The sequence below is a fragment of the Peterkaempfera bronchialis genome, from assembly GCF_003258605.2.
GTDB lineage: Bacteria > Actinomycetota > Actinomycetes > Streptomycetales > Streptomycetaceae > Peterkaempfera > Peterkaempfera bronchialis.
Genome location: NZ_CP031264.1, coordinates 2,474,581 through 2,493,369, shown reverse-complemented (window position 1 = coordinate 2,493,369; position 18,789 = coordinate 2,474,581). Strand labels below are relative to the sequence as shown.

Annotated in this window: 17 protein-coding genes; 13 read left to right on the top strand and 4 right to left on the bottom strand. The window is 73.0% G+C overall.

The window, feature by feature from the left end:
* Positions 1-3: 3 nt before the first annotated feature.
* The 3 genes from C7M71_RS10840 (at position 4) to C7M71_RS32880 (ending at position 3,212) form a co-directional block, all read left to right on the top strand.
* Positions 4-870 carry a helix-turn-helix domain-containing protein gene (locus C7M71_RS10840; RefSeq protein WP_111489599.1) on the top strand — a complete coding sequence of 289 codons (867 nt, stop codon included), beginning with the start codon at positions 4-6 and terminating at the stop codon, positions 868-870.
* Positions 867-1,088 (top strand): DUF397 domain-containing protein, encoded by a 222-nt coding sequence (locus C7M71_RS10835; RefSeq protein ID WP_111489598.1) that lies wholly within the window; start codon positions 867-869, stop codon positions 1,086-1,088. The genes C7M71_RS10840 and C7M71_RS10835 overlap by 4 nt, the downstream gene beginning before the upstream one ends.
* Positions 1,089-1,235: 147 nt before the next feature.
* Complete coding sequence (locus tag C7M71_RS32880) at positions 1,236-3,212, top strand: amidohydrolase (RefSeq protein ID WP_322975160.1); 1,977 nt, start codon at positions 1,236-1,238, stop codon at positions 3,210-3,212.
* 171 nt (positions 3,213-3,383) lie between these two features.
* Here the strand turns inward: C7M71_RS32880 and C7M71_RS10825 are convergent, their stop codons facing one another.
* A complete protein-coding gene (locus tag C7M71_RS10825) occupies positions 3,384-4,595 on the bottom strand; it encodes a beta-ketoacyl-[acyl-carrier-protein] synthase family protein (protein WP_111489595.1) in 1,212 nt (403 codons plus the stop codon).
* Between the two features lie 224 nt (positions 4,596-4,819).
* On the opposite strand from C7M71_RS10825, the gene hutU reads away from it, so the two are divergent.
* The 4 genes from hutU to hutI are packed head-to-tail and all read left to right on the top strand — an operon-like array spanning position 4,820 to position 10,317.
* Positions 4,820-6,496 (top strand): urocanate hydratase, encoded by a 1,677-nt coding sequence (gene hutU, locus C7M71_RS10820; protein WP_111489594.1) that lies wholly within the window; start codon positions 4,820-4,822, stop codon positions 6,494-6,496.
* 51 nt (positions 6,497-6,547) lie between these two features.
* Positions 6,548-7,744 (top strand): allantoate amidohydrolase, encoded by a 1,197-nt coding sequence (locus C7M71_RS10815; protein ID WP_111489614.1) that lies wholly within the window; start codon positions 6,548-6,550, stop codon positions 7,742-7,744.
* Positions 7,735-9,138: a formimidoylglutamate deiminase gene (locus C7M71_RS10810; protein ID WP_111489593.1), complete on the top strand. Its 1,404-nt coding sequence runs from the start codon at positions 7,735-7,737 to the stop codon at positions 9,136-9,138. Before C7M71_RS10815 ends, C7M71_RS10810 begins: the two co-directional genes overlap by 10 nt.
* 9 nt (positions 9,139-9,147) lie before the next feature.
* The gene (gene hutI / locus C7M71_RS10805; protein WP_111489592.1) at positions 9,148-10,317 is read left to right on the top strand and encodes an imidazolonepropionase; all 1,170 of its coding nucleotides are present in this window, start codon (positions 9,148-9,150) and stop codon (positions 10,315-10,317) included.
* Positions 10,318-10,340: 23 nt separating this feature from the next.
* Here hutI and C7M71_RS10800 read toward each other — a convergent pair whose 3' ends face one another.
* Entirely contained in the window at positions 10,341-11,270 is a 930-nt protein-coding gene (locus C7M71_RS10800; protein WP_111489591.1) for an RNA polymerase sigma factor SigF, read from the bottom strand.
* Positions 11,271-11,489: 219 nt separating this feature from the next.
* On the opposite strand from C7M71_RS10800, the gene C7M71_RS10795 reads away from it, so the two are divergent.
* Together C7M71_RS10795 and C7M71_RS10790 are read left to right on the top strand one after the other, a co-directional pair.
* Positions 11,490-11,861: an STAS domain-containing protein gene (locus C7M71_RS10795; RefSeq protein ID WP_407675979.1), complete on the top strand. Its 372-nt coding sequence runs from the start codon at positions 11,490-11,492 to the stop codon at positions 11,859-11,861.
* A 143-nt stretch (positions 11,862-12,004) separates the two neighbouring features.
* Positions 12,005-12,523, top strand: a complete 519-nt coding sequence (locus C7M71_RS10790) for an ATP-binding protein (RefSeq protein ID WP_111489589.1) — start codon at positions 12,005-12,007, stop codon at positions 12,521-12,523.
* Positions 12,524-12,630: 107 nt separating this feature from the next.
* Here C7M71_RS10790 and C7M71_RS10785 read toward each other — a convergent pair whose 3' ends face one another.
* Entirely contained in the window at positions 12,631-14,133 is a 1,503-nt protein-coding gene (locus tag C7M71_RS10785; protein WP_111489588.1) for a peptide MFS transporter, read from the bottom strand.
* 198 nt (positions 14,134-14,331) lie between these two features.
* On the opposite strand from C7M71_RS10785, the gene C7M71_RS10780 reads away from it, so the two are divergent.
* Together C7M71_RS10780 and C7M71_RS10775 are read left to right on the top strand one after the other, a co-directional pair.
* Positions 14,332-15,003, top strand: a complete 672-nt coding sequence (locus C7M71_RS10780; protein ID WP_111489587.1) for a response regulator transcription factor — start codon at positions 14,332-14,334, stop codon at positions 15,001-15,003.
* Between the two features lie 8 nt (positions 15,004-15,011).
* Positions 15,012-16,256, top strand: coding sequence for an ATP-binding protein (locus C7M71_RS10775; RefSeq protein ID WP_111489586.1), 1,245 nt, complete (start codon positions 15,012-15,014; stop codon positions 16,254-16,256).
* Between the two features lie 111 nt (positions 16,257-16,367).
* On the opposite strand, the gene C7M71_RS10770 is transcribed toward C7M71_RS10775, so the two are convergent.
* Positions 16,368-16,883 carry a GtrA family protein gene (locus tag C7M71_RS10770; protein WP_229758653.1) on the bottom strand — a complete coding sequence of 172 codons (516 nt, stop codon included), beginning with the start codon at positions 16,881-16,883 and terminating at the stop codon, positions 16,368-16,370.
* A 147-nt stretch (positions 16,884-17,030) separates the two neighbouring features.
* Here C7M71_RS10770 and C7M71_RS10765 point away from each other — a divergent pair, with 147 nt between their 5' ends.
* Positions 17,031-18,170 carry a 5-(carboxyamino)imidazole ribonucleotide synthase gene (locus tag C7M71_RS10765; protein ID WP_162824209.1) on the top strand — a complete coding sequence of 380 codons (1,140 nt, stop codon included), beginning with the start codon at positions 17,031-17,033 and terminating at the stop codon, positions 18,168-18,170.
* 90 nt (positions 18,171-18,260) lie between these two features.
* The gene (gene purE, locus C7M71_RS10760) at positions 18,261-18,788 is read left to right on the top strand and encodes a 5-(carboxyamino)imidazole ribonucleotide mutase (RefSeq protein ID WP_111489585.1); all 528 of its coding nucleotides are present in this window, start codon (positions 18,261-18,263) and stop codon (positions 18,786-18,788) included.
* The last annotated feature ends 1 nt before the right edge of the window (position 18,789 follow it).

Below are 18,789 nucleotides of genomic sequence, written 5' to 3'. Positions count from 1 at the left end.
CATATGCCGAACTCACCCTTGGTTCCGACGATCCGGCGCCGACGCTTGGGCAGCGTCCTCAGGAAGTTGCGGAACGAGGCTGGTATGACGCTTGATGACGCCGCCGCGACGATGAGATGGAAGGCCCCCAAGCTGTCGAAGATCGAGAACGCCACCCAGCAGATCCGCCCGTCCGAGGTCACTGCGCTGCTCAAGGCATACGGCGTCTCTGACCCCGAGGTGTTCGCCGCGATTGAGAACCTCGCCAAGGACGCGGGCAAGAAGGGCTGGTGGCAGACCTACAGCGGTGTCGTGGCACCGGCTTACGCGGACTACATCTCGCTGGAGTCCGACGCCGAGCGGATCTGCGAGTGGTCGCCGTTGGTCATCCCAGGGCTGTTGCAGACCGCCGCTTATGCGCGTGAGACCATCGCTGGCGTGACCCTGTCCCGAACCCCTGACGAGGTTGCAGCTCTGGCCGAGGTGCGGCAGGCCCGTCAGGCAGTGCTGACCCGGGTCGGCCAGCCCCTGGAGTATTGGGCGATCATCCACGAAGCCGCCCTCCACCAGCGGTTTGCTGTCCGGCCGACCACCATGCGCGACCAACTGCGGCGTCTGCTGGATGTGGCCGAGATGCCCAACATCACCATCCAGATCATGCCGCTGGACTCCACCGCACATCCCGGCCTTCTGGGCGGCTTCAGCCTCGTCAGCTTCCCCGGCCCCACCCCGGACGTCGTGCTTCTGGAGAACCTCAGCGGAGCCACCTACGTTGAGGGCGATGGCGCGTCACCCTTCGCGGGCGCGGTCGAGCGCATCCGTGCTACGGCCCTGTCGGTGGAGGACTCACTCGTACGCATCACGGATACGGAAGAAGGCCACCGCAAGTGAACGAAGCCAAGGCGGAGCTGTACTCCCACGACCTCTCCGCCGCCACCTGGCGCAAGTCCTCGGCCAGCGGTGCGGAGAACAACTGCGTTGAGGTCACCGACCTCCCTGGCGGCGGGGTGGCGGTGCGCGACTCCAAGAACCCTGACCGCGAGCCCCTGCGGTTCGACGCTGCGGAATGGACAGCGTTCCGCCAGGGCGTGGTAGCCGGAGAGTTCTGACCAGAGCCGAGAGCGGCTGGCTTCCTCTCGCCCGGGCACGGGGAAGCCAGCCGCTCGTCTTGTTACGGGGACCCTGCACATTCTCATCAAGCAGGGGTAACCTCACGGCCGACGTCGATGCTGCCGATCGGTGTGCGGGAGGCGGTTGTGCGCGGGACGTATGCGCTGGCCAGGGTGACGGTGGTGCGGGCGGCGACCGGGTGGTCGCTGGTCTGGGCCGGGGCGGTGGGAGCGGGGGTCGGGGTGCTGCTGCCCGGGCAGCCGGTGTCCCGGACGACCTCCGCACTGGTGGGGGTGGGGCTCTTCCTCGCCGGGGCGGTGTACGGGGTGGTGCATCGGCGAGGCTGGTGGCGGCAGCAGGCCGCCGCCGCGCAGCGGGCGCCCTTCTCGGTGACGGTGGAGCCGGCCCGGCTGACCCGGCGGCGGTATCTGTTCGGCAAGGGGCTCTGGACGCTGGGCGGCATGGTGCTGCTGGCCGGTACGGGCTTCGCCGCCGGGCCGGCGGCCGGGCTGGCCGCCGCCGGGCTCGGGGTGGGGCTGCTGCTCTCCGTATGGCGCCTCGCCCGCTGGGAACGGGCGCACGAGACGCTGCTCTGGGCCCGTACCGACGCCGGCTGGCTGCTGGGGCGCCGCCGGGGGCCGGGCCGTGGTCCAGCACCGGTCCGGCGGCGGGGGCGGTCCGGCCGGTGGTGCGACCCGGCCGCGCGGCGGTCCGGCGCTGACGGGTCGGCGCTGACGGTCTGGCGCTGCTGGTTTGGCACTGCTGGTTTGGCGCTGACGGCCCGCTGCGATGAGGTCCGGGCGCGGCGGAGGGTGCAGCGGCACCTGCCCGGGTACGGGTGCCGAAGGGGGCCGTACCCGCCGGAGGGACCGCATCCGATGACCGCCAGCACCTCGAAGGCCGCAGCCGCCGTCCTCGCCGATGTGCCGGGGCACCTCCCCGACCTGGAGGACGTCTACCGCGACCTGCACGCCCACCCGGAACTCTCCGGCCGGGAGACCCGCACCGCCGCGCTGGTCGCCGGGCGGCTGCGGCAGTGGGGCTTCACCGTCTACGAGCACCTCGGCGGCACCGGTGTCGCCGGGGTGCTCACCGGCGGTGACGGGCCGAGTGTGCTGCTGCGGGCCGACATGGACGCCCTGCCGGTCCGCGAGGAGACCGGGCTGCCGTACGCCTCCACCGTCACCGACCCGCCGGTGATGCACGCCTGCGGGCATGACGCCCATGTCGCCTGCCTGCTCGGCGCGGCCCGGCTGCTCGCCGCCCGGCCCGACCGGTGGCGCGGCACGCTGACGGTCGCCTTCCAGCCCGCCGAGGAGACCGGCACCGGGGCGCAGGCGATGGTCGACGGCGGCCTCTACGACCGGGTGCCGGTGCCGGACGTGGTGCTCGGCCAGCATGTGCTGCCGATGCCGGCCGGTACGGTGGCGCTCCGCAGCGGGCCGGTGCTGTCGGCCGCCGACAGCCTGCGGATCACCCTGCACGGGCGGGGCGGCCACGGCTCCCGGCCGCAGAGCACCGTCGATCCGGTGGTGCTGGCGGCGATGACCGTGGTCCGGTTGCAGGGCGTGGTCGCCCGGGAGGTGGACCCGGCGGAGACGGCGGTGCTCACCGTCGGCTCGCTCCAGGCGGGCACCCGGGAGAACGTCATCCCGGACCGCGCCGTGCTCGGGCTCAGCCTGCGTACATACAGCGCCGCGACCCGCGCCCGGGTGCTGGCCGCCGTGGAGCGGATCGTGCGCGCCGAGTGCGCCGCCTCGGGTTCCCCGAAGGACCCGGAGTTCGAGTCCCTTGGCTCCTTCCCGCTCACCGTCAACGACTCGGCGGCCACCGCTCGGCTGGAGCCGGCCTTCCGCGACCACTTCGGCGATGCGCTCGTCCCGCTGCCCCCGCAGGCCGCCAGCGAGGACTTCAGCGTCCTGGCCACCTCGGTCGGCGCCCCGGCCGTCTACTGGGGCGTCGGCTGCACCGACCCGGAGACCTGGCACGCCGCCCAGCGGGCCGACCGGATCGACCAGGACATCCCGGTCAACCACTCCCCGCACTTCTCGCCCGTCCCGGGGCCGACCCTGGCCACCGGTACCCAGGCCATGGCGGTGGCCGCCCTCGCCTGGCTCGCCTGAGCCCGGCCGCCCCCGTGGTCGGCGTGGCCGGAGGACATCGAGGCCGGTCCTCGGTCAGGCCGTGCTGCTCAGCCACGGCTCCGCCGGCCCGGTGGGCCGCATCGTGGCGGAGCAGGGTCCGTCCACGCCGGGTGCAGCCGGATTCCCCGGCCGGGGGCGGGGGCGACAGGGTCAGGCGGCGGTGAAGACCAGGGAGGCGTTGTGGCCGCCGAAGCCGAAGGCGTTGCTGAGCGCGGCCCGTGGCCGGGCCGTGCGGGGGCCGCCGCTGACGATGTCCAGCTTGATCCCGGGGTCCGGGTCGGTGAGGTTGGCGGTGGGCGGGACGGTGCCGTCGCGGACGGCGAGCAGCGCCGCCAGGGCGCCGACCGCACCGGCCGCGCCGAAGAGGTGGCCGGTCATCGACTTGGTGGCGGTGACCACCGGGTGGCTGCCCACCGCCTCGGTGATCGAGTGGGCCTCGACCAGGTCGCCCAGCGGGGTGGAGGTGGCGTGCGCATGGATGTGCTGGATGTCCAGCGGGCCGAGCCCGGCGGCGGCCAGGGCCAGCCGCATGGCGCGGACCTGGCCGTCCTGGTGGGCGGCGGTGATGTGGTGGGCGTCGGAGGTGACGCCCGCTCCGGCCAGTACCGCGTGCACCCGGGCCGCGCGGGCGGCGGCGAACTCGGCCCGCTCCAGGACCAGCAGCGCGGCGCCCTCGCCGATCACAAAGCCGTCCCGGCCGGTGTCGAACGGGCGGGACGCCCGCTGCGGCGCGTCATTGCGGGTGGAGTGCGCCTTGGCCTGGGCGAACCCGGCGATCGGCAGCGGGTGGATGCATGCCTCCGCCCCGCCCGCCACGACCACGTCGGCGCGGCCGAGCCGGATCAGGTCCAGGCCCATGGCGATGGCCTCGGCGCCGGAGGCGCAGGCGCTCACGGGGGTGTGCGCACCGCCCCGCGCGCCGAGTTCGATGGAGACCCAGGCGGCGGGGCCGTTGGCCATCAGCATGGGCACGGTGTGCGGGGAGACCCGGCGTACGCCGGAGGACTCCAGGATGTCGTCCTGGGCCAGCAGGCTCAGCGCGCCGCCGGTGCCGGTGCCGACCACCACGGCCAGCCGCTCCGGCTCCACCTCCGGCCGCCCCGCGTCGGCCCATGCCTCGCGGGCGGCGACCAGGGCGATCTGCTCGCAGCGGTCCATCCGGCGGGCCTGCACCCGGTCCAGTACCGCGCTCGGCTCCACCCGCAGCCGGGCAGCGATCCGGACCGGCAGCTCCCGGGCCCACTCCTCCTCGATCGCGGTGACCCCGGACTCCCCGGCCAGCAGGGCGGACCAGGTCGAGGCCACATCGCCGCCCAGGGGGGTCGTGGCCCCGAGACCGGTCACCACCACATCCGCTGCCATCCCGACTCCTTTGTGTCAGTCCTACAACTGATCTCACGGTGTCAGATCAAGGTGCCCTTTTCATTCGGGGTATCCGACGGACTTCCCCGGTGCAGCTTTGTGCGAGTCCTCCTATGGGGCTCGGGTGTCGGCGGATGCTCTGGCCGGGGCTCCGGTGTTTGGATATATTCACCTTGCATACAGCTGAATGACTCCATCCATCACGACCAGGGAGGCCGAGGCGCATGACGCAGCAGCAGAGCGGTCCGCGCGAGGTCAGGGCGGCGCGCGGCACCGCGCTCAGCACGCAGGGCTGGCAGCAGGAGGCCGCGCTGCGGATGCTCATGAACAACCTCGACCCCGAGGTGGCCGAGCACCCGGACAAGCTGGTCGTCTACGGCGGCACCGGCAAGGCGGCCCGCGACTGGCGCTCGTACGACGCCATCGTGCGCACCCTGCAGACCCTCAGGCAGGACGAGACCCTGCTGGTGCAGTCCGGCCGCCCGGTCGGTGTGATGCAGACCCACGAGTGGGCGCCCAGGGTGCTGATCGCCAACTCCAACCTGGTCGGCGACTGGGCCAACTGGGAGGAGTTCCGGCGGCTGGAGCAGCTGGGCCTCACCATGTACGGGCAGATGACCGCCGGGTCGTGGATCTACATCGGCACCCAGGGCATCCTCCAGGGCACCTATGAGACCTTCGCCGCCGTCGCCGAGAAGCGGTTCGGCGGCACCCTCGCCGGCACGGTCACCCTCACCGCCGGCCTCGGCGGCATGGGCGGCGCCCAGCCGCTCGCCGTCACCATGAACGGCGGCGTCGCGATCTGTATCGACTGCGACCCCAGCCGCATCGCCCGCCGCATCGAGCACCGCTACCTGGACGTGGAGGCGACCAGCCTCAAGCACGCCCTGGAACTGGCCGTGGACGCCCGCGACCAGCGGCGACCGCTCTCCATCGGCCTGCTCGGCAACGCCGCCGACCTGGTCCCGCAGCTGCTGGCGATGGACGCCCCCATCGACATCGTCACCGACCAGACCAGCGCCCACGACCCGCTGGCCTATCTGCCCACCGGCGTGGACTTCGCCGACATGGCCGCGTACGCGGCGGCCAAGCCCGCCGAGTTCACCCAGCGGGCCCGGGAGTCGATGGCCAGGCACGTCGAGGCCATGGTCGGCTTCCAGGACAAGGGCGCCGAGGTCTTCGACTACGGCAACTCCATCCGGGGCGAGGCCCGACTCGCCGGATACGGCCGCGCCTTCGACTTCCCCGGCTTCGTCCCCGCCTACATCCGGCCGCTCTTCTGCGAGGGCAAGGGCCCGTTCCGCTGGGCCGCGCTCTCCGGCGACCCCGCCGACATCGCCAAGACCGACAGGGCCGTCCTGGACCTCTTCCCGGAGAACGAGTCGCTGGCCCGCTGGATCCGGCTGGCCGGGGAGCGGGTCCACTTCCAGGGCCTGCCCGCCCGGATCTGCTGGCTCGGCTACGGCGAGCGCGACCGGGCAGGCGAGCGGTTCAACGACATGGTGGCGAGCGGCGAGCTCTCCGCGCCCATCGTCATCGGCCGCGACCACCTGGACTGCGGCTCCGTCGCCTCCCCCTACCGGGAGACCGAGGCCATGCTGGACGGCTCCGACGCCATCGCCGACTGGCCGCTGCTCAACGCCATGGTCAATGTGGCCTCCGGCGCCTCCTGGGTGTCGATCCACCACGGCGGCGGCGTCGGCATCGGCCGCTCGCTGCACGCCGGGCAGGTCACCGTCGCCGACGGCACCCCGCTGGCCGGGGAGAAGATCCGCCGCGTCCTCACCAACGACCCGGGCATGGGCGTCATCCGCCATGTCGACGCCGGTTACGACCGCGCCGCCGAGGTCGCCGACGAGCGCGGGGTGCGCATCCCCATGCGCGAGGGCGGGGAGAGCTGAGTGCCGTCCGTCGAAGAGCGGCTCGGGGACGGCGGTGACGGCTACCGGCGGATGTGGCGCGAGCTGCTGCCCGTCGGCCGGTACGGCGCCACCGGCGGCTACCGCCGCCACGCCTGGAACAGCGCCGACGCCGAGTGCCGCGCCTGGTTCGCGGAGCAGGCCCGCTCCCGGGGCCTGGCCTGCGAGGTGGACCGCAACGGCAACCAGTGGGCCTGGTGGGGCGACCCCGAGGCCGGGGACGCCGTGGTCACCGGCTCCCACCTGGACTCGGTGCCCGACGGCGGCGCCTACGACGGCCCGCTGGGCGTGGTCTCCTCCTTCGCCGCCGTGGACGCCCTGCGGGAGCGCGGCGCCCGCCCGGTGAAGCCGCTCGCCGTGGTCAACTTCGGCGACGAGGAGGGCGCCCGGTTCGGCGTCGCCTGCGTCGGCTCCCGGCTGACCGCCGGCGTACTGGCACCCGACCAGGCCCGCGCGCTCACCGACGCCGACGGGGTACGGCTCGGCGACGCCATGGAACGCGCCGGCCATGACCCGCACGCCCTCGGCCATGACGCCGACCGGCTGGCCCGGATCGGCGCCTTCGTCGAACTCCATGTCGAGCAGGGCCGCGCCCTCGGCGGCGAACCGGTCGGCGTCGCCTCCGCGATCTGGCCGCACGGCCGCTGGCGGTTCGACTTCCACGGCGAGGCCAACCACGCCGGCACCACCCGGCTGGCCGACCGCCGCGACCCCATGCTGACCTACGCCGCCACCGTGCTCGCCGCCCGCGAACAGGCCCGGCTGCACGGCTCGCTGGCCACCTTCGGCAGGGTCGCCGTGGAGCCCAACGGCACCAACGCCATCGCCTCCCTGGTCCGAGGCTGGCTGGACTCCCGCGCCGCCGACGAACCCACCCTCGGGGCCACCGTGGCCGAGATCCGCCGCGCCGCCGAGGAGCACGCCGCCCGCGACGGGGTACGGGTCGCGGTGGCCCGGGAGTCGTACACGCCCGTGGTCGACTTCGACGGCCCGCTGCGCGACCGCCTCGCCGAGGTGATCGGCGCGACCACCGGCCGCCGGGTGCCCGTACTGCCCACCGGCGCCGGACACGACGCGGGCATCCTCTCCGCCGCCGTGCCCACCGCCATGCTCTTCGTACGGAACCCCACCGGCGTCTCGCACTCCCCCCACGAGGCCGCCGAGGAGTCCGACTGCCTCGCCGGGGCAGCCGCCCTGGCCGACGTCCTGGAGGAGCTGGCGTGCCGGTGACCACCGCCTACTGGGCCGAGTACGCCTGGCTGCGCCGACCGGGCGGGCCCGCACCCGCCGTCGAACGGCAGGTGCTGCTGCGGGTCGGCGGTGACGGCCGGATCACCGCCGTCACCCCCGACAGCGGCCCCTGCCCGGCCGACGCCGTCCGCCTCGGCGGGCTGCTGCTGCCCGGCCTGGCCAACGCCCACTCGCACGCCTTCCACCGCGCGCTGCGCGCCACCGGCCAGGGCGGCGGCACCACCGGCCAAGGCGGCGGCAGCGGATCAGCCCCCGGCACGGGCTCCTTCTGGACCTGGCGGGACGTCATGTACGACTACGCCGCCAAGCTCGACCCGGACCTCTACCTGGCCCTGGCCACCGCCGTCTACGGCGAGATGGCCCTCGCCGGGATCACCTGCGTCGGCGAGTTCCACTATGTCCACCACAACCCGGACGGCACCCCCTACACCGACCCCAACGCCATGGGCGAGGCGCTGATCGAGGCCGCCGCCCGGGCCGGCATCCGGATCACCCTGCTGGACACCTGCTACCTCTCCGCCGGGTTCGGCACCGCCCCCGAACCCCACCAGCGCCGCTTCAGCGACGGCGACGCCGACACCTGGGCGGCCCGCGCCGCCCTGTTGGGGGACCGCCCGCACGCCCGGATCGGCGCCGCCGTCCACTCCGTCCGCGCCGTCCCCGCCGACCAGCTGGCCACCGTCGCCGCCTGGGCCGAGCAGCGCCGTACCCCGCTGCATGTCCACCTCTCCGAGCAGACCGCCGAGAACGACGCCTGCCAGGCCGCCCACGGGGTCACCCCCACCCGGCTGCTCGCCGACCACGGCGTGCTCGGACCGCGTACCAGCGCCGTGCACGCCACCCACCTCGACCCCGAGGACATCCGGCTGATCGGCCGCTCCGCCACCGCCGTCTGCATGTGCCCCACCACCGAACGCGACCTCGCCGACGGCATCGGCCCGGCCCGCCGACTGGCCGCCGAGGGCAGCCGCATCACCCTGGGCAGCGATAGCCACGCCGTGATCGACCCCTTCGAGGAGGCCCGCGCCCTGGAGCTGGACGAGCGGCTGCGCACCCGCCGACGCGGCCACTGGACCGCCGCCGTGCTGCTCCGCGCGGCCACCGAGGACGGCCATGCCTCCCTCGGCTGGGACACCGCCGGACGGCTGGAGCCCGGCGCGCTCGCCGACTTCACCGCCGTCGCCCTGGACACGGTCCGCACCGCAGGACCCGAACCCCGCCTCGGCGCCGAGACCGCCGTCTACGCCGCGACCGCCGCCGACGTCCGCCAAGTGGTGGTCGGCGGGCGGCATATCGTCCGCGACGGCGTCCACCAGCTGATCCCCGACGTCCCCGAGGCGCTGCGGACGTCCATCGCCGCCCTGCGCGACTGAGAGCGAGCCATGACCACCACCCTGATCACCGGCATCTCCAGCCTGGTCACCAATGACGAGGCGCAGGGCAGCGGCCCGCTCGGGCTGCTCGCCGAAGCGGCCGTCGTCCTGGACGGCGACCGGATCGCCTGGGTCGGCCCCGCCTCGCGGGCCCCCGCCGCCGACACCGCCCACGACGCGGGCGGCCGGGCGGCGCTGCCCGGCTTTGTGGACTCCCACGCCCATCTGGTCTTCGCCGGCGACCGCACCGCCGAGTTCAACGCCCGGATGTCAGGACAGCCGTACCGCGCGGGCGGCATCCGCACCACCGTGGCCGCCACCCGCGCCGCCACCGACGCCGCCCTGGACGCCAACGTCGCCCGGCTGGTCCGCGAGGCCCTGCTCCAGGGCACCACCGTGCTGGAGTGCAAGTCCGGCTACGGCCTCACCGTCGAGGACGAGGCCCGCGCCCTGCGGATCGCGGCCCGGCACACCCCCGAGACCACCTACCTCGGCGCCCATGTGGTCGCCCCCGAGTACGCCGACGACCCGGCCGGCTATGTGGACCTGGTCACCGGCCCCATGCTGGACGCCTGCGCCCCGCACGCCCGCTGGGTGGACGCCTTCTGCGAGCGCGGCGCCTTCGACGCCGACCAGGCGCGCGCCGTGCTCACCGCCGGAGCCGCCCGCGGCCTCACCCCCAGGCTGCACGCCAACCAGCTGGGCCACGGCCCCGGCGTGCGGCTCGCCGTGGAGCTGGGCGCCGCCTCCGCCGACCACTGCACCCACCTGGACGACGCCGACGTGGCCGCCCTGGCCTCCTCCGCCACGGTCGCGACCCTGCTGCCCGGCGCCGAGTTCTCCACCCGCGCCGCCTACCCGGACGCCCGGCGGCTGCTGGACGCCGGTGCGACCGTCGCCCTCTCCACCGACTGCAACCCGGGGTCGAGCTTCACCACCTCGATGCCGTTCTGCATCGCCGTCGCGGTCCGCGAGATGGGCATGACCCCGGACGAGGCCGTGCACGCCGCCACCGCCGGCGGCGCCCGCGCGCTGCGCCGTACCGATGTCGGGCGGATCGCCCCCGGTGCCCGCGCCGACCTGGTGCTGCTGGACGCGCCCTCGCACGTCCACCTCGCCTACCGGCCCGGGGTGCCGCTGGTGTCCGCCGTCTGGCGCGGCGGTGTGCGCGAGGTCTGACCGGTCGCCTCGGGCGGGCGGGGTCACTCCTCCACGAGCAGCCCGGCCCGCAGCCGGGTCAGCGTCCGGGACAGCAGCCGCGAGACATGCATCTGGGATATGCCCAGCTCGGCGCCGATCTCCGACTGGGTCATATTGCCGACGAAGCGCAGCGAGAGGATCTTCCGGTCGCGCTCCGGCAGCTCGGCGATCAGCGGCTTGAGGGACTCCCGGTACTCGATGCCCTCCATGCCGTGGTCCTCGTAGCCGATCCGGTCGGCCAGCGCGCCCTCGGTCTCGTCCTCCTCGGGCTGGGCGTCCAGCGAGCTGGCGGTGTAGGCGTTGCTCACCGCCATGCCCTCGATGACCTCGTCCTCGGGGATGTCCAGCTTGCGGGCCAGCTCGGCGACGGTGGGGGCGCGGTCCAGCTGCTGGGCCAGCTCGTCGGTGGCCTTGGCGAGGTCCAGCCGCAGCTCCTGGAGGCGGCGCGGCACCCGCACCGCCCAGCTGGTGTCGCGGAAGAACCGCTTGATCTCGCCGATGATGGTGGGCATCGCGAAGGTCGGGAACTCCACGCCCCGGTCCATCTCGAACCGGTCGATCGCCTTGATCAGGCCGATCGTGCCGACCTGGACGATGTCCTCCATCGGCTCGCTGCGGGAGCGGAACCGGGAGGCCGCGAACTTCACCAGCGCCAGGTTGAGCTCAATGAGGGTGTTCCGCACATAGGCGTGCTCCGCCGTGCCCTCCTCCAGGGTCTCCAGCCGGCGGAAGAGGACCTTGGAGAGCGCTCGGGCATCCAGCGGGCCGACCTGGTCCGTGGGCGGGATCTCCGGTAGGTCCTCCAGCGATGCCGGGCGGCGGCCCGGCGCTTCCAGGACCTCAGCGGTCGCCTCCAGCCGCTCCAGGACTGCGGTACGCGCCGTCTCCGACGACGCGTCGATCTGCCGCGTGGCGTCGAGCTGGGCTGCCATGAGTGATGCTCCTCCCTCGGGTGGGATGCGCATGGTTGGCTGCCATGCCACCTCCGTGTACGGACACCTCTCATTCCTGCCTACCCCGACTCTCTGCAAGGATGCAAGCCGAGTTCATCGCCCGGGGAGATGGGGGATGATGGCGCCGGGAGGTCATTGATGGACCGTGGATCAGCCGGTATGTCCGGTTCGCAAGGTCCGGGAGGCGATGCTGTGGGCCTGACGTCGGGAGATGCGGCCGGCGCGGCCGGCGAGCGGCTCAGCGTGGCGGTGCGCTCCGTCGGCGGCAGTGTGGTCGTCGCCCCGGCGGGGGAGCTGGACCACGACACCGCCGCTCTGCTCCGGGAGCCGCTGGAGAGCGCTCTCGACCGGGGGGTAGACCGGCTGGTGGTCGACTGCTCGGAGCTGCTGTTCTGCGACTCGACCGGTCTCAATGTGCTGCTGGCGGCCCGGCTGCGGGCCCAGCAGACGGGCGGTGCCGTCCATCTGGCGGCCATGCGCCCGGCCGTGGCGCGAGTGTTCGAGATCACAGGGGCCGAGACGGTCTTCCAGGTGCATGGCTCCCTCGACGAGGCGCTGGCGGATCGGTAGATGTGCATCCGTCGGCAAAGTGCGGGCAGGAGTGCCAGCAGAACCCGACCGGTGGGGGTCGGGCGGGCGTGTGCGGCATCAGTGGCGGGCACGGTCGCACGGCCGCCCGCACGGTGCGGGACGCATGGGAACGGAGGGGCGGCATGAGCACCATCCGGCCTCGGGTGCCGGAGGATCCCCGCACCCCCGGCGACCGTGGCAGGCGGGTGGTCCTGCCACCGGGCGGGCAGGTGCGGCGGCTGGCCCTGGCCGGGACCAGGGGCGTGGTCGCCCGGAGCCGCGACTTCACCCGGGGGGCGCTGGAGGACTGGCGGTGGCTGCCCGCCGAGGACGACGAGGAGCTGGCGGTCGCCGAGGATGTGCTGCTGGTGGTCTCGGAACTGGTGACCAATGCCTGCCTGCACGCCGGCGGCCCGCAGGAGCTGCTGCTGCACTGCACCGACGACACCCTGCGGATCGAGGTGGCCGACGCCAACCCGGTCCCCCCCGAGCCCCGCAAACCCCATGAGCGCGGCAAGCCCGGCGGCCATGGCCTGCACATCGTGGGCCGGCTGAGCCGCGACTGGGGGGTGGCGGGCCGCCCGCCCGCCGACCGCGACGGCTCCGCCGGGCACGGCAAGACCGTCTGGGTGGAGCTGGACGCCCCCTGGGCCCGCTCCTGAGGCAGCTGGCTGCGGCAGGGGCCGGTACGGACGCCCGTACCGGCCCCTGCCGTGCCCCGCCTCAGTCGCACGCAGCCTCAGTACACGCAGCCTCAGTAGACGCCGTCCTAGTGCACGCCGTCCATCAGCCCGGCCACCCGGCGCCGGTAGAGCGCCACCGCCACCCCGGCCAGCAGCGCCAGCCCGCCCTGGAAGGCGAAGTACGACCGGCTCTCGATGTCGGCACCGGCCAGCTGCACCAGCGCGGTGACGCAGTCACCGGCGGTGACGGCGAGGAACCAGACGCCCATCATCTGGCTGGCGTACTTGCGCGGCGCCAGCTTGGTGGTCACCGAGAGGCCCACCGGGGAGAGGCAGAGTTCGCCGACCGTCTGGATCAGATAGACCACGGCCAGCCAGAGCGGGCTCACCCTGGTGCCGTCCGAGGCGGCCGCCTGCGCCAGCATCATCACCAGGAACGAGGCCCCGATCAGCAGCAGGCCGTAGGAGAACTTCACCGTGGTGCCGGGCTCCTTCGCCCGGCGGGCCAGCGCCACCCAGAGCCAGGCGAAGAGCGGCGCCAGCGCCATGATCAGCAGCGGGTTGAGCGACTGGAACCAGCTGGCCGGGAAGCCGAGGCCGAAGACCGTCGACGAGGTGTTGTTCTCGGCGAAGAGGTTGAGCGTGGAGCCCGACTGGTCGTAGATCATCCAGAAGGCCGCCGCCGCCAGGAAGAACCAGATGTAGCCGGTCATCCTGGACTGCTCGGCCGCGCTCAGGTCCCGGTCCCGCTTGATGCGCAGCAGGTAGTACGCCGGGATCGCCAGACCGGCCACGGTCAGCGGCCACATCGCCCAGGCGAGGGTGAAGCGGCCGGACAGCGCCACCACCCCGTAGAAGACCACCGCGAGCAGCGCCCAGAAGCCGGCCTTGCGCAGCAGCACGGTCCGCTCCGGGGCGGTCAGCGGCGCGGGCACCACGCTGCTGCGCGCGCTCAGATGGCGGCTGCCCAGCAGGTACTGGGTCAGGCCGAGCGCCATGCCGACCCCGGCCATCGCGAAGCCCAGGTGCCAGTCGACCTTCTCGCCGACCGTGCCGATGGCCAGCGGCGCCACAAAGGCGCCCAGGTTGATGCCCATGTAGAAGATCGTGAAGCCGCCGTCGCGGCGCGGGTCCTCCGGGCCGTCGTAGAGGTGGCCGACCATGGTCGAGATATTGGACTTCAGCAGCCCGGAACCGGCGGCGATCAGGACCAGGCCCGCGAAGAACGACGCGGTCGCCGGTACCGCCAGCAGGAAGTGGCCCGTCATGATGACCGCCCCGGCGATGGCCACCGCGCGACGCGCCCCCCAGAGCCGGTCGGCGGCCCAGCCGCCGGGCAGCGCCAGCAGATAGACCATGGCGTTGTAGACGCTGTAGACGGCGGTCGCGGTGGCCAGGTCGAAGCCCAGCCCGCCCTTGGCGGTCGGCGCCACCAGGTAGAGCACCAGCAGGGCCCGCATGCCGTAGAAGCTGAAACGCTCCCACAGCTCCGTCATGAACAGGGTGGCCAGGCCGCGCGGATGGCCCAGGAAGGTCGTGCTGCGGCCCGGGACCGGCGGAGTGGCCGGTTGCGTCTGGATGGACGCCATAGGTGAAGTCGTTCCTTGGGTGGCTGCGCCGGGCACGCGGGTGCCGCAGTACATGACATCGGGGACATCCCCACTGTACGGCGCCTTATCGGGCGATAACGGACGTAAACCCTGTGTCTCGCTTCACAGCAGCCCCGCAGCGGCGGGCACCTGCCGACACTCCTGAGCGGCGACCCTCCCTCGGACTACGATCGCTCCATGACCCGAGTTCTGCTCGCCGAGGACGACACCGCCATCTCGGAGCCGCTGGCCCGAGCGCTCCGCCGTGAGGGCTACGAGGTACTGGTGCGTGAGGACGGCCCGTCCGCGCTGGAGACCGGGCTCGAAGAGGACGTCGACCTCCTCGTGCTCGACCTCGGCCTGCCCGAGATGGACGGCCTGGAGGTGTGCCGCCGGCTGCGCGCCGACGGCAAGGGCTTCCCCGTACTCGTCCTCACCGCCCGCGCCGACGAGGTGGACACCGTCGTCGGCCTCGACGCCGGCGCCGACGACTACGTCACCAAGCCCTTCCGGCTGGCCGAGCTGCTGGCCCGGGTCCGCGCCCTGCTGCGGCGCGGCACCGTGGACCTCACCACCGGCGCCCATGGTGTGAAGATCGACGTGGAGTCGCACCGCGCCTGGCTGGGCGAGGAGGAACTCCAGCTCTCCGCCAAGGAGTTCGAGCTGCTGCGGGTCCTGGTGCGCGACGCCGGCCGGGTGGTCACCCGCGAGCAGATCATGCGGCAGGTCTGGGACACCACCTGGTGGACCTCCACCAAGACCCTGGACATGCACATCTCCTGGCTGCGCAAGAAGCTCGGCGACGACGCGGGCAACCCCCGCTACATCACCACCGTGCGAGGCGTGGGCTTCCGCTTCGAGAAGGGCTGACCGGCAGCGTGAAGCGCCGGATGATCAACTCCCTGCTGGGCGTCGTCCTGGTGATGGTGGTGGTGTTCTGCGTCCCGCTGGCGCTCTTCGAGAAGCGCACCATCGAGAGCGCGGCCCAGGACCAGGCCGGCGCCGAGGCGGTACGGCTGCTCGGCATCGTCGAGAACCGCATCGCCGCCGGTGAGCCCGTCAACGGCTCGGTGCTCCGGGGCCAGGTCACCGACGGCCTGTACGCCGAGGTGCGCCTCCCCGGCCGGGAGGTCATCCGGATCGGCACCCCGCCCACCGGCGGCAGCCCGCTGCGGGCCGTCGAGACCGGCGGCCGGGGCGAGAGCGTGTTGGTCGACCACTCCCGGCAGGACGTCGACCATGAGATCGGCACCATGCTGCTGATGCTGGGCGTGGTGGCCCTGCTCGCCGTCCAGGCGGCGGTGGCGCTCGCCGTCTGGCAGGCCAACCGGCTCGCCCGCCCGCTCAACGACCTCGCCGAGACCGCCGAGCGGCTGGGCTCCGGCGACCCCCGCCCCCGCGACCGCCGCTACGGCGCCCCCGAACTCGACCGGGTCGCCGAGGTGCTGGACTCCAGCGCCGAGCGGATCGCCCGGATGCTCACCGCCGAACGCCGCCTCGCCGCCGACGCCTCCCACCAGCTGCGCACCCCGCTCACCGCGCTCTCCATGCGGCTGGAGGAGATCATCGCCACCGAGGACCCGGAGACCGTCAAGGAGGAGGCGGCCATCGCCCTGGGGCAGGTGGAGCGGCTCACCGACGTGGTGCAGCGGCTGCTCACCAACCAGCGCGACCCGCGCACCGGCTCGGCTGTGATCTTCGACCTGGACGAGGTGGTCAAGCAGCAGGCCGAGGAGTGGCGCCCGGCCCTGCGCGGCGCCGGACGGCACCTGGTGATCGAGGGGCTGCACGGCCTGGAGGCGGTGGGCACGCCCGGCGCGGTCGCCCAGGTGCTGGCCACCCTGATCGAGAACTCGCTGATGCACGGGGACGGCACCGTGGTGGTCTCCACCCGGATCAGGGGCTCCTCGGCGGTGGTCGAGGTGGAGGACCAGGGCCCCGGCGTGCCGCCGGAGCTGGGCGCCCGGGTCTTCGAGCGCACGGTCAGCGGCCGCAACTCCACCGGGATCGGCCTGGCCGTCGCCCGCGACCTCGCGGAGGCGGACGGCGGCCGGCTGGAACTGCTGTCACAGCGACCGCCGGTCTTCGCGCTCTTCCTCGGCCGGCCGGTCGAGGAGCGATAGAAGGTGCCTCGGCCGGCCGGTCGAGGAGCGATAGGAGGTGCCTCGGCCGGCCGGTCGAGGAGCGATAGAAGGTGCCTCGGCCGGCCGGTCGAGGAGCGGTAGCGGCTCCGCTCAGCTCTTCTCCGCCAGCGCCATCTCCGGCTGTCCTATCGCATCGCGCGACTGCTGCCCCGCCATCTCCGGCATCGCCTTGAAGACCCAGGTGCGGAACGAGACAAAGCGGAAGAGCGTCCCCAGGCCCAGACCGATCACGTTCTTGGCGAGGTTGTCGGCCAGCCCGGACTCGAAGCCCAGGGTGTAGTGGGAGATCCACAGGGTGCCGTTCTCGATCACCATGCCGACGCCGCTGAAGATCAGGAAGAGGGTGATCTCCCGGGACCGGGTGGCCGCGTCGCGGTCCCGGTACACCCAGAACCGGTAGCCGATGTAGTTGATGCCGATCGCCACCAGCGTCGAGAGCACCCCTGACCGCACCGGGGCCCAGTGGAACCCGTGGCGGCACAGGTTGAACACGGCGAAGTTCACCACGACGCCGAACACGCCGACCGTGCCGAACTTCATGACCTCGTGCATAAGGCCGCGCAGGCGGGCGCGCAGGTCGCGCCGCGCGGGAGTCGCAGTCGTCATACCGGAACCGTCTCCAGTGGGGTCGTCGATGACGTCATGGTATCCGCGTGCCCCCATCTCCGGGGCTCCACCCGGATCGCGGACGAACCGATGACAAGCGGGGGACCGCCGCATCCCCCCGCCCACCGGCGCGGATATCCTGGAGGGGTGACTTTCCCGGTAGTCGGCATGATCGGTGGCGGCCAGCTCGCCAGAATGGCCCACCAGGCGGGTATCCCGCTGGGCCTCAGGTTCAAACTCCTCGCGGACACCCCGCAGGACTCCGCGTCCCAGGTGGTGGGCGACGTCGTCGTCGGCGACTACCGCGATCTGGAGACGCTGCGGGACTTCGCCCGAGGCTGCGACGTGGTCACCTTCGACCATGAGCACGTCCCCACCGAGCATCTGCGCGCCCTCCAGGCCGAGGGCATCGCCGTCCGGCCCGGCCCCGACGCCCTGGTGAACGCCCAGGACAAGGGCGTGATGCGGTCGACCCTGGACTCCATCGGGGTGCCCTGCCCCCGCCACCGCCTGGTCGCCGACCCCGCCGACGTGGCCGCCTTCGCCGCCGAGGGCGCGGGATTCCCGGTCGTCCTGAAGACCGTGCGCGGCGGCTACGACGGCAAGGGCGTCTGGGTGGTCTCCTCCGCCGAGGAGGCCGCCGAGCCGTTCCGCGCCGGGGTGGCGGTGCTGGCCGAGGAGAAGGTCGACTTCGTCCGCGAACTGGCCGCCAATGTGGTCCGCTCGCCCAGCGGCCAGGCCGTCGCCTACCCGGTGGTGGAGTCCGTCCAGCAGCACGGCGTCTGCCATGAGGTGACCGCACCCGCCCCCGACCTGCCCGGTGACCTCGCCGCCGAGGCCCAGGCCCTCGCCCTGCGCATCGCGGGCGAGCTGGACATCACCGGCCACCTCGCCGTGGAGCTCTTCCAGACCCGCGACGGCCGCATCCTGGTCAATGAGCTGGCCATGCGCCCGCACAACTCCGGCCACTGGTCCATCGACGGCGCCGTCACCTCGCAGTTCGAGAACCACCTGCGGGCCGTGCTCGACCTCCCGCTGGGCGACCCCCGCCCGCGCGCCCGGTGGACCGTGATGGTCAATGTCCTCGGCGGCGACTACCCGGACATGTACGGCGCCTTCCTGCACTGCATGGCCCGGGACCCCGGCCTGCGCATCCACATGTACGGCAAGGACGTGAAGCCCGGCCGTAAGGTGGGCCACGTCACCGTCTTCGGCGACGACCTGGACGAGGTGCGCGAGCGCGCCCGCCACGCCGCCGGCTATCTGCGCGGAACCATCACCGAGTGACCATCACCGAGTGACCGACCCCGAGTGACCGGCCCCGAGTGACCGACCCCGAGTGAACGACAGCGAGTGGACCACAGTGAGAGGCACCGAATGAGCGACCAGCCCGTCGTCGGCATCGTCATGGGATCGGACTCCGACTGGCCGGTGATGGAGGCCGCCGCCAAGGCCCTCGACGAGTTCGAGGTCCCCTACGAGGTCGACGTGGTCTCCGCCCACCGCATGCCGCGCGAGATGGTCGCCTACGGCGAGAACGCCCACCGGCGCGGCCTCAAGGCCATCATCGCCGGGGCCGGCGGCGCCGCCCACCTGCCCGGCATGCTCGCCTCGGTCACCCCGCTGCCGGTCATCGGCGTGCCCGTGCCGCTGAAGTACCTCGACGGCATGGACAGCCTGCTCTCCATCGTCCAGATGCCGGCCGGGGTGCCGGTGGCCACCGTCTCCGTCGCCGGGGCCCGCAACGCCGGGCTGCTCGCCGTCCGGATGCTCGCCGCCTTCGACACCGAGCTGGCCGAGCGGATGACCGACTTCCAGGCGGAGCTGAACAGCCAGGCCACCGAGAAGGGCAAGAAGCTGCGCGCCAAGGTCGCCGGCTCGTCCTCCTTCGGCTTCGCGGGCTGAC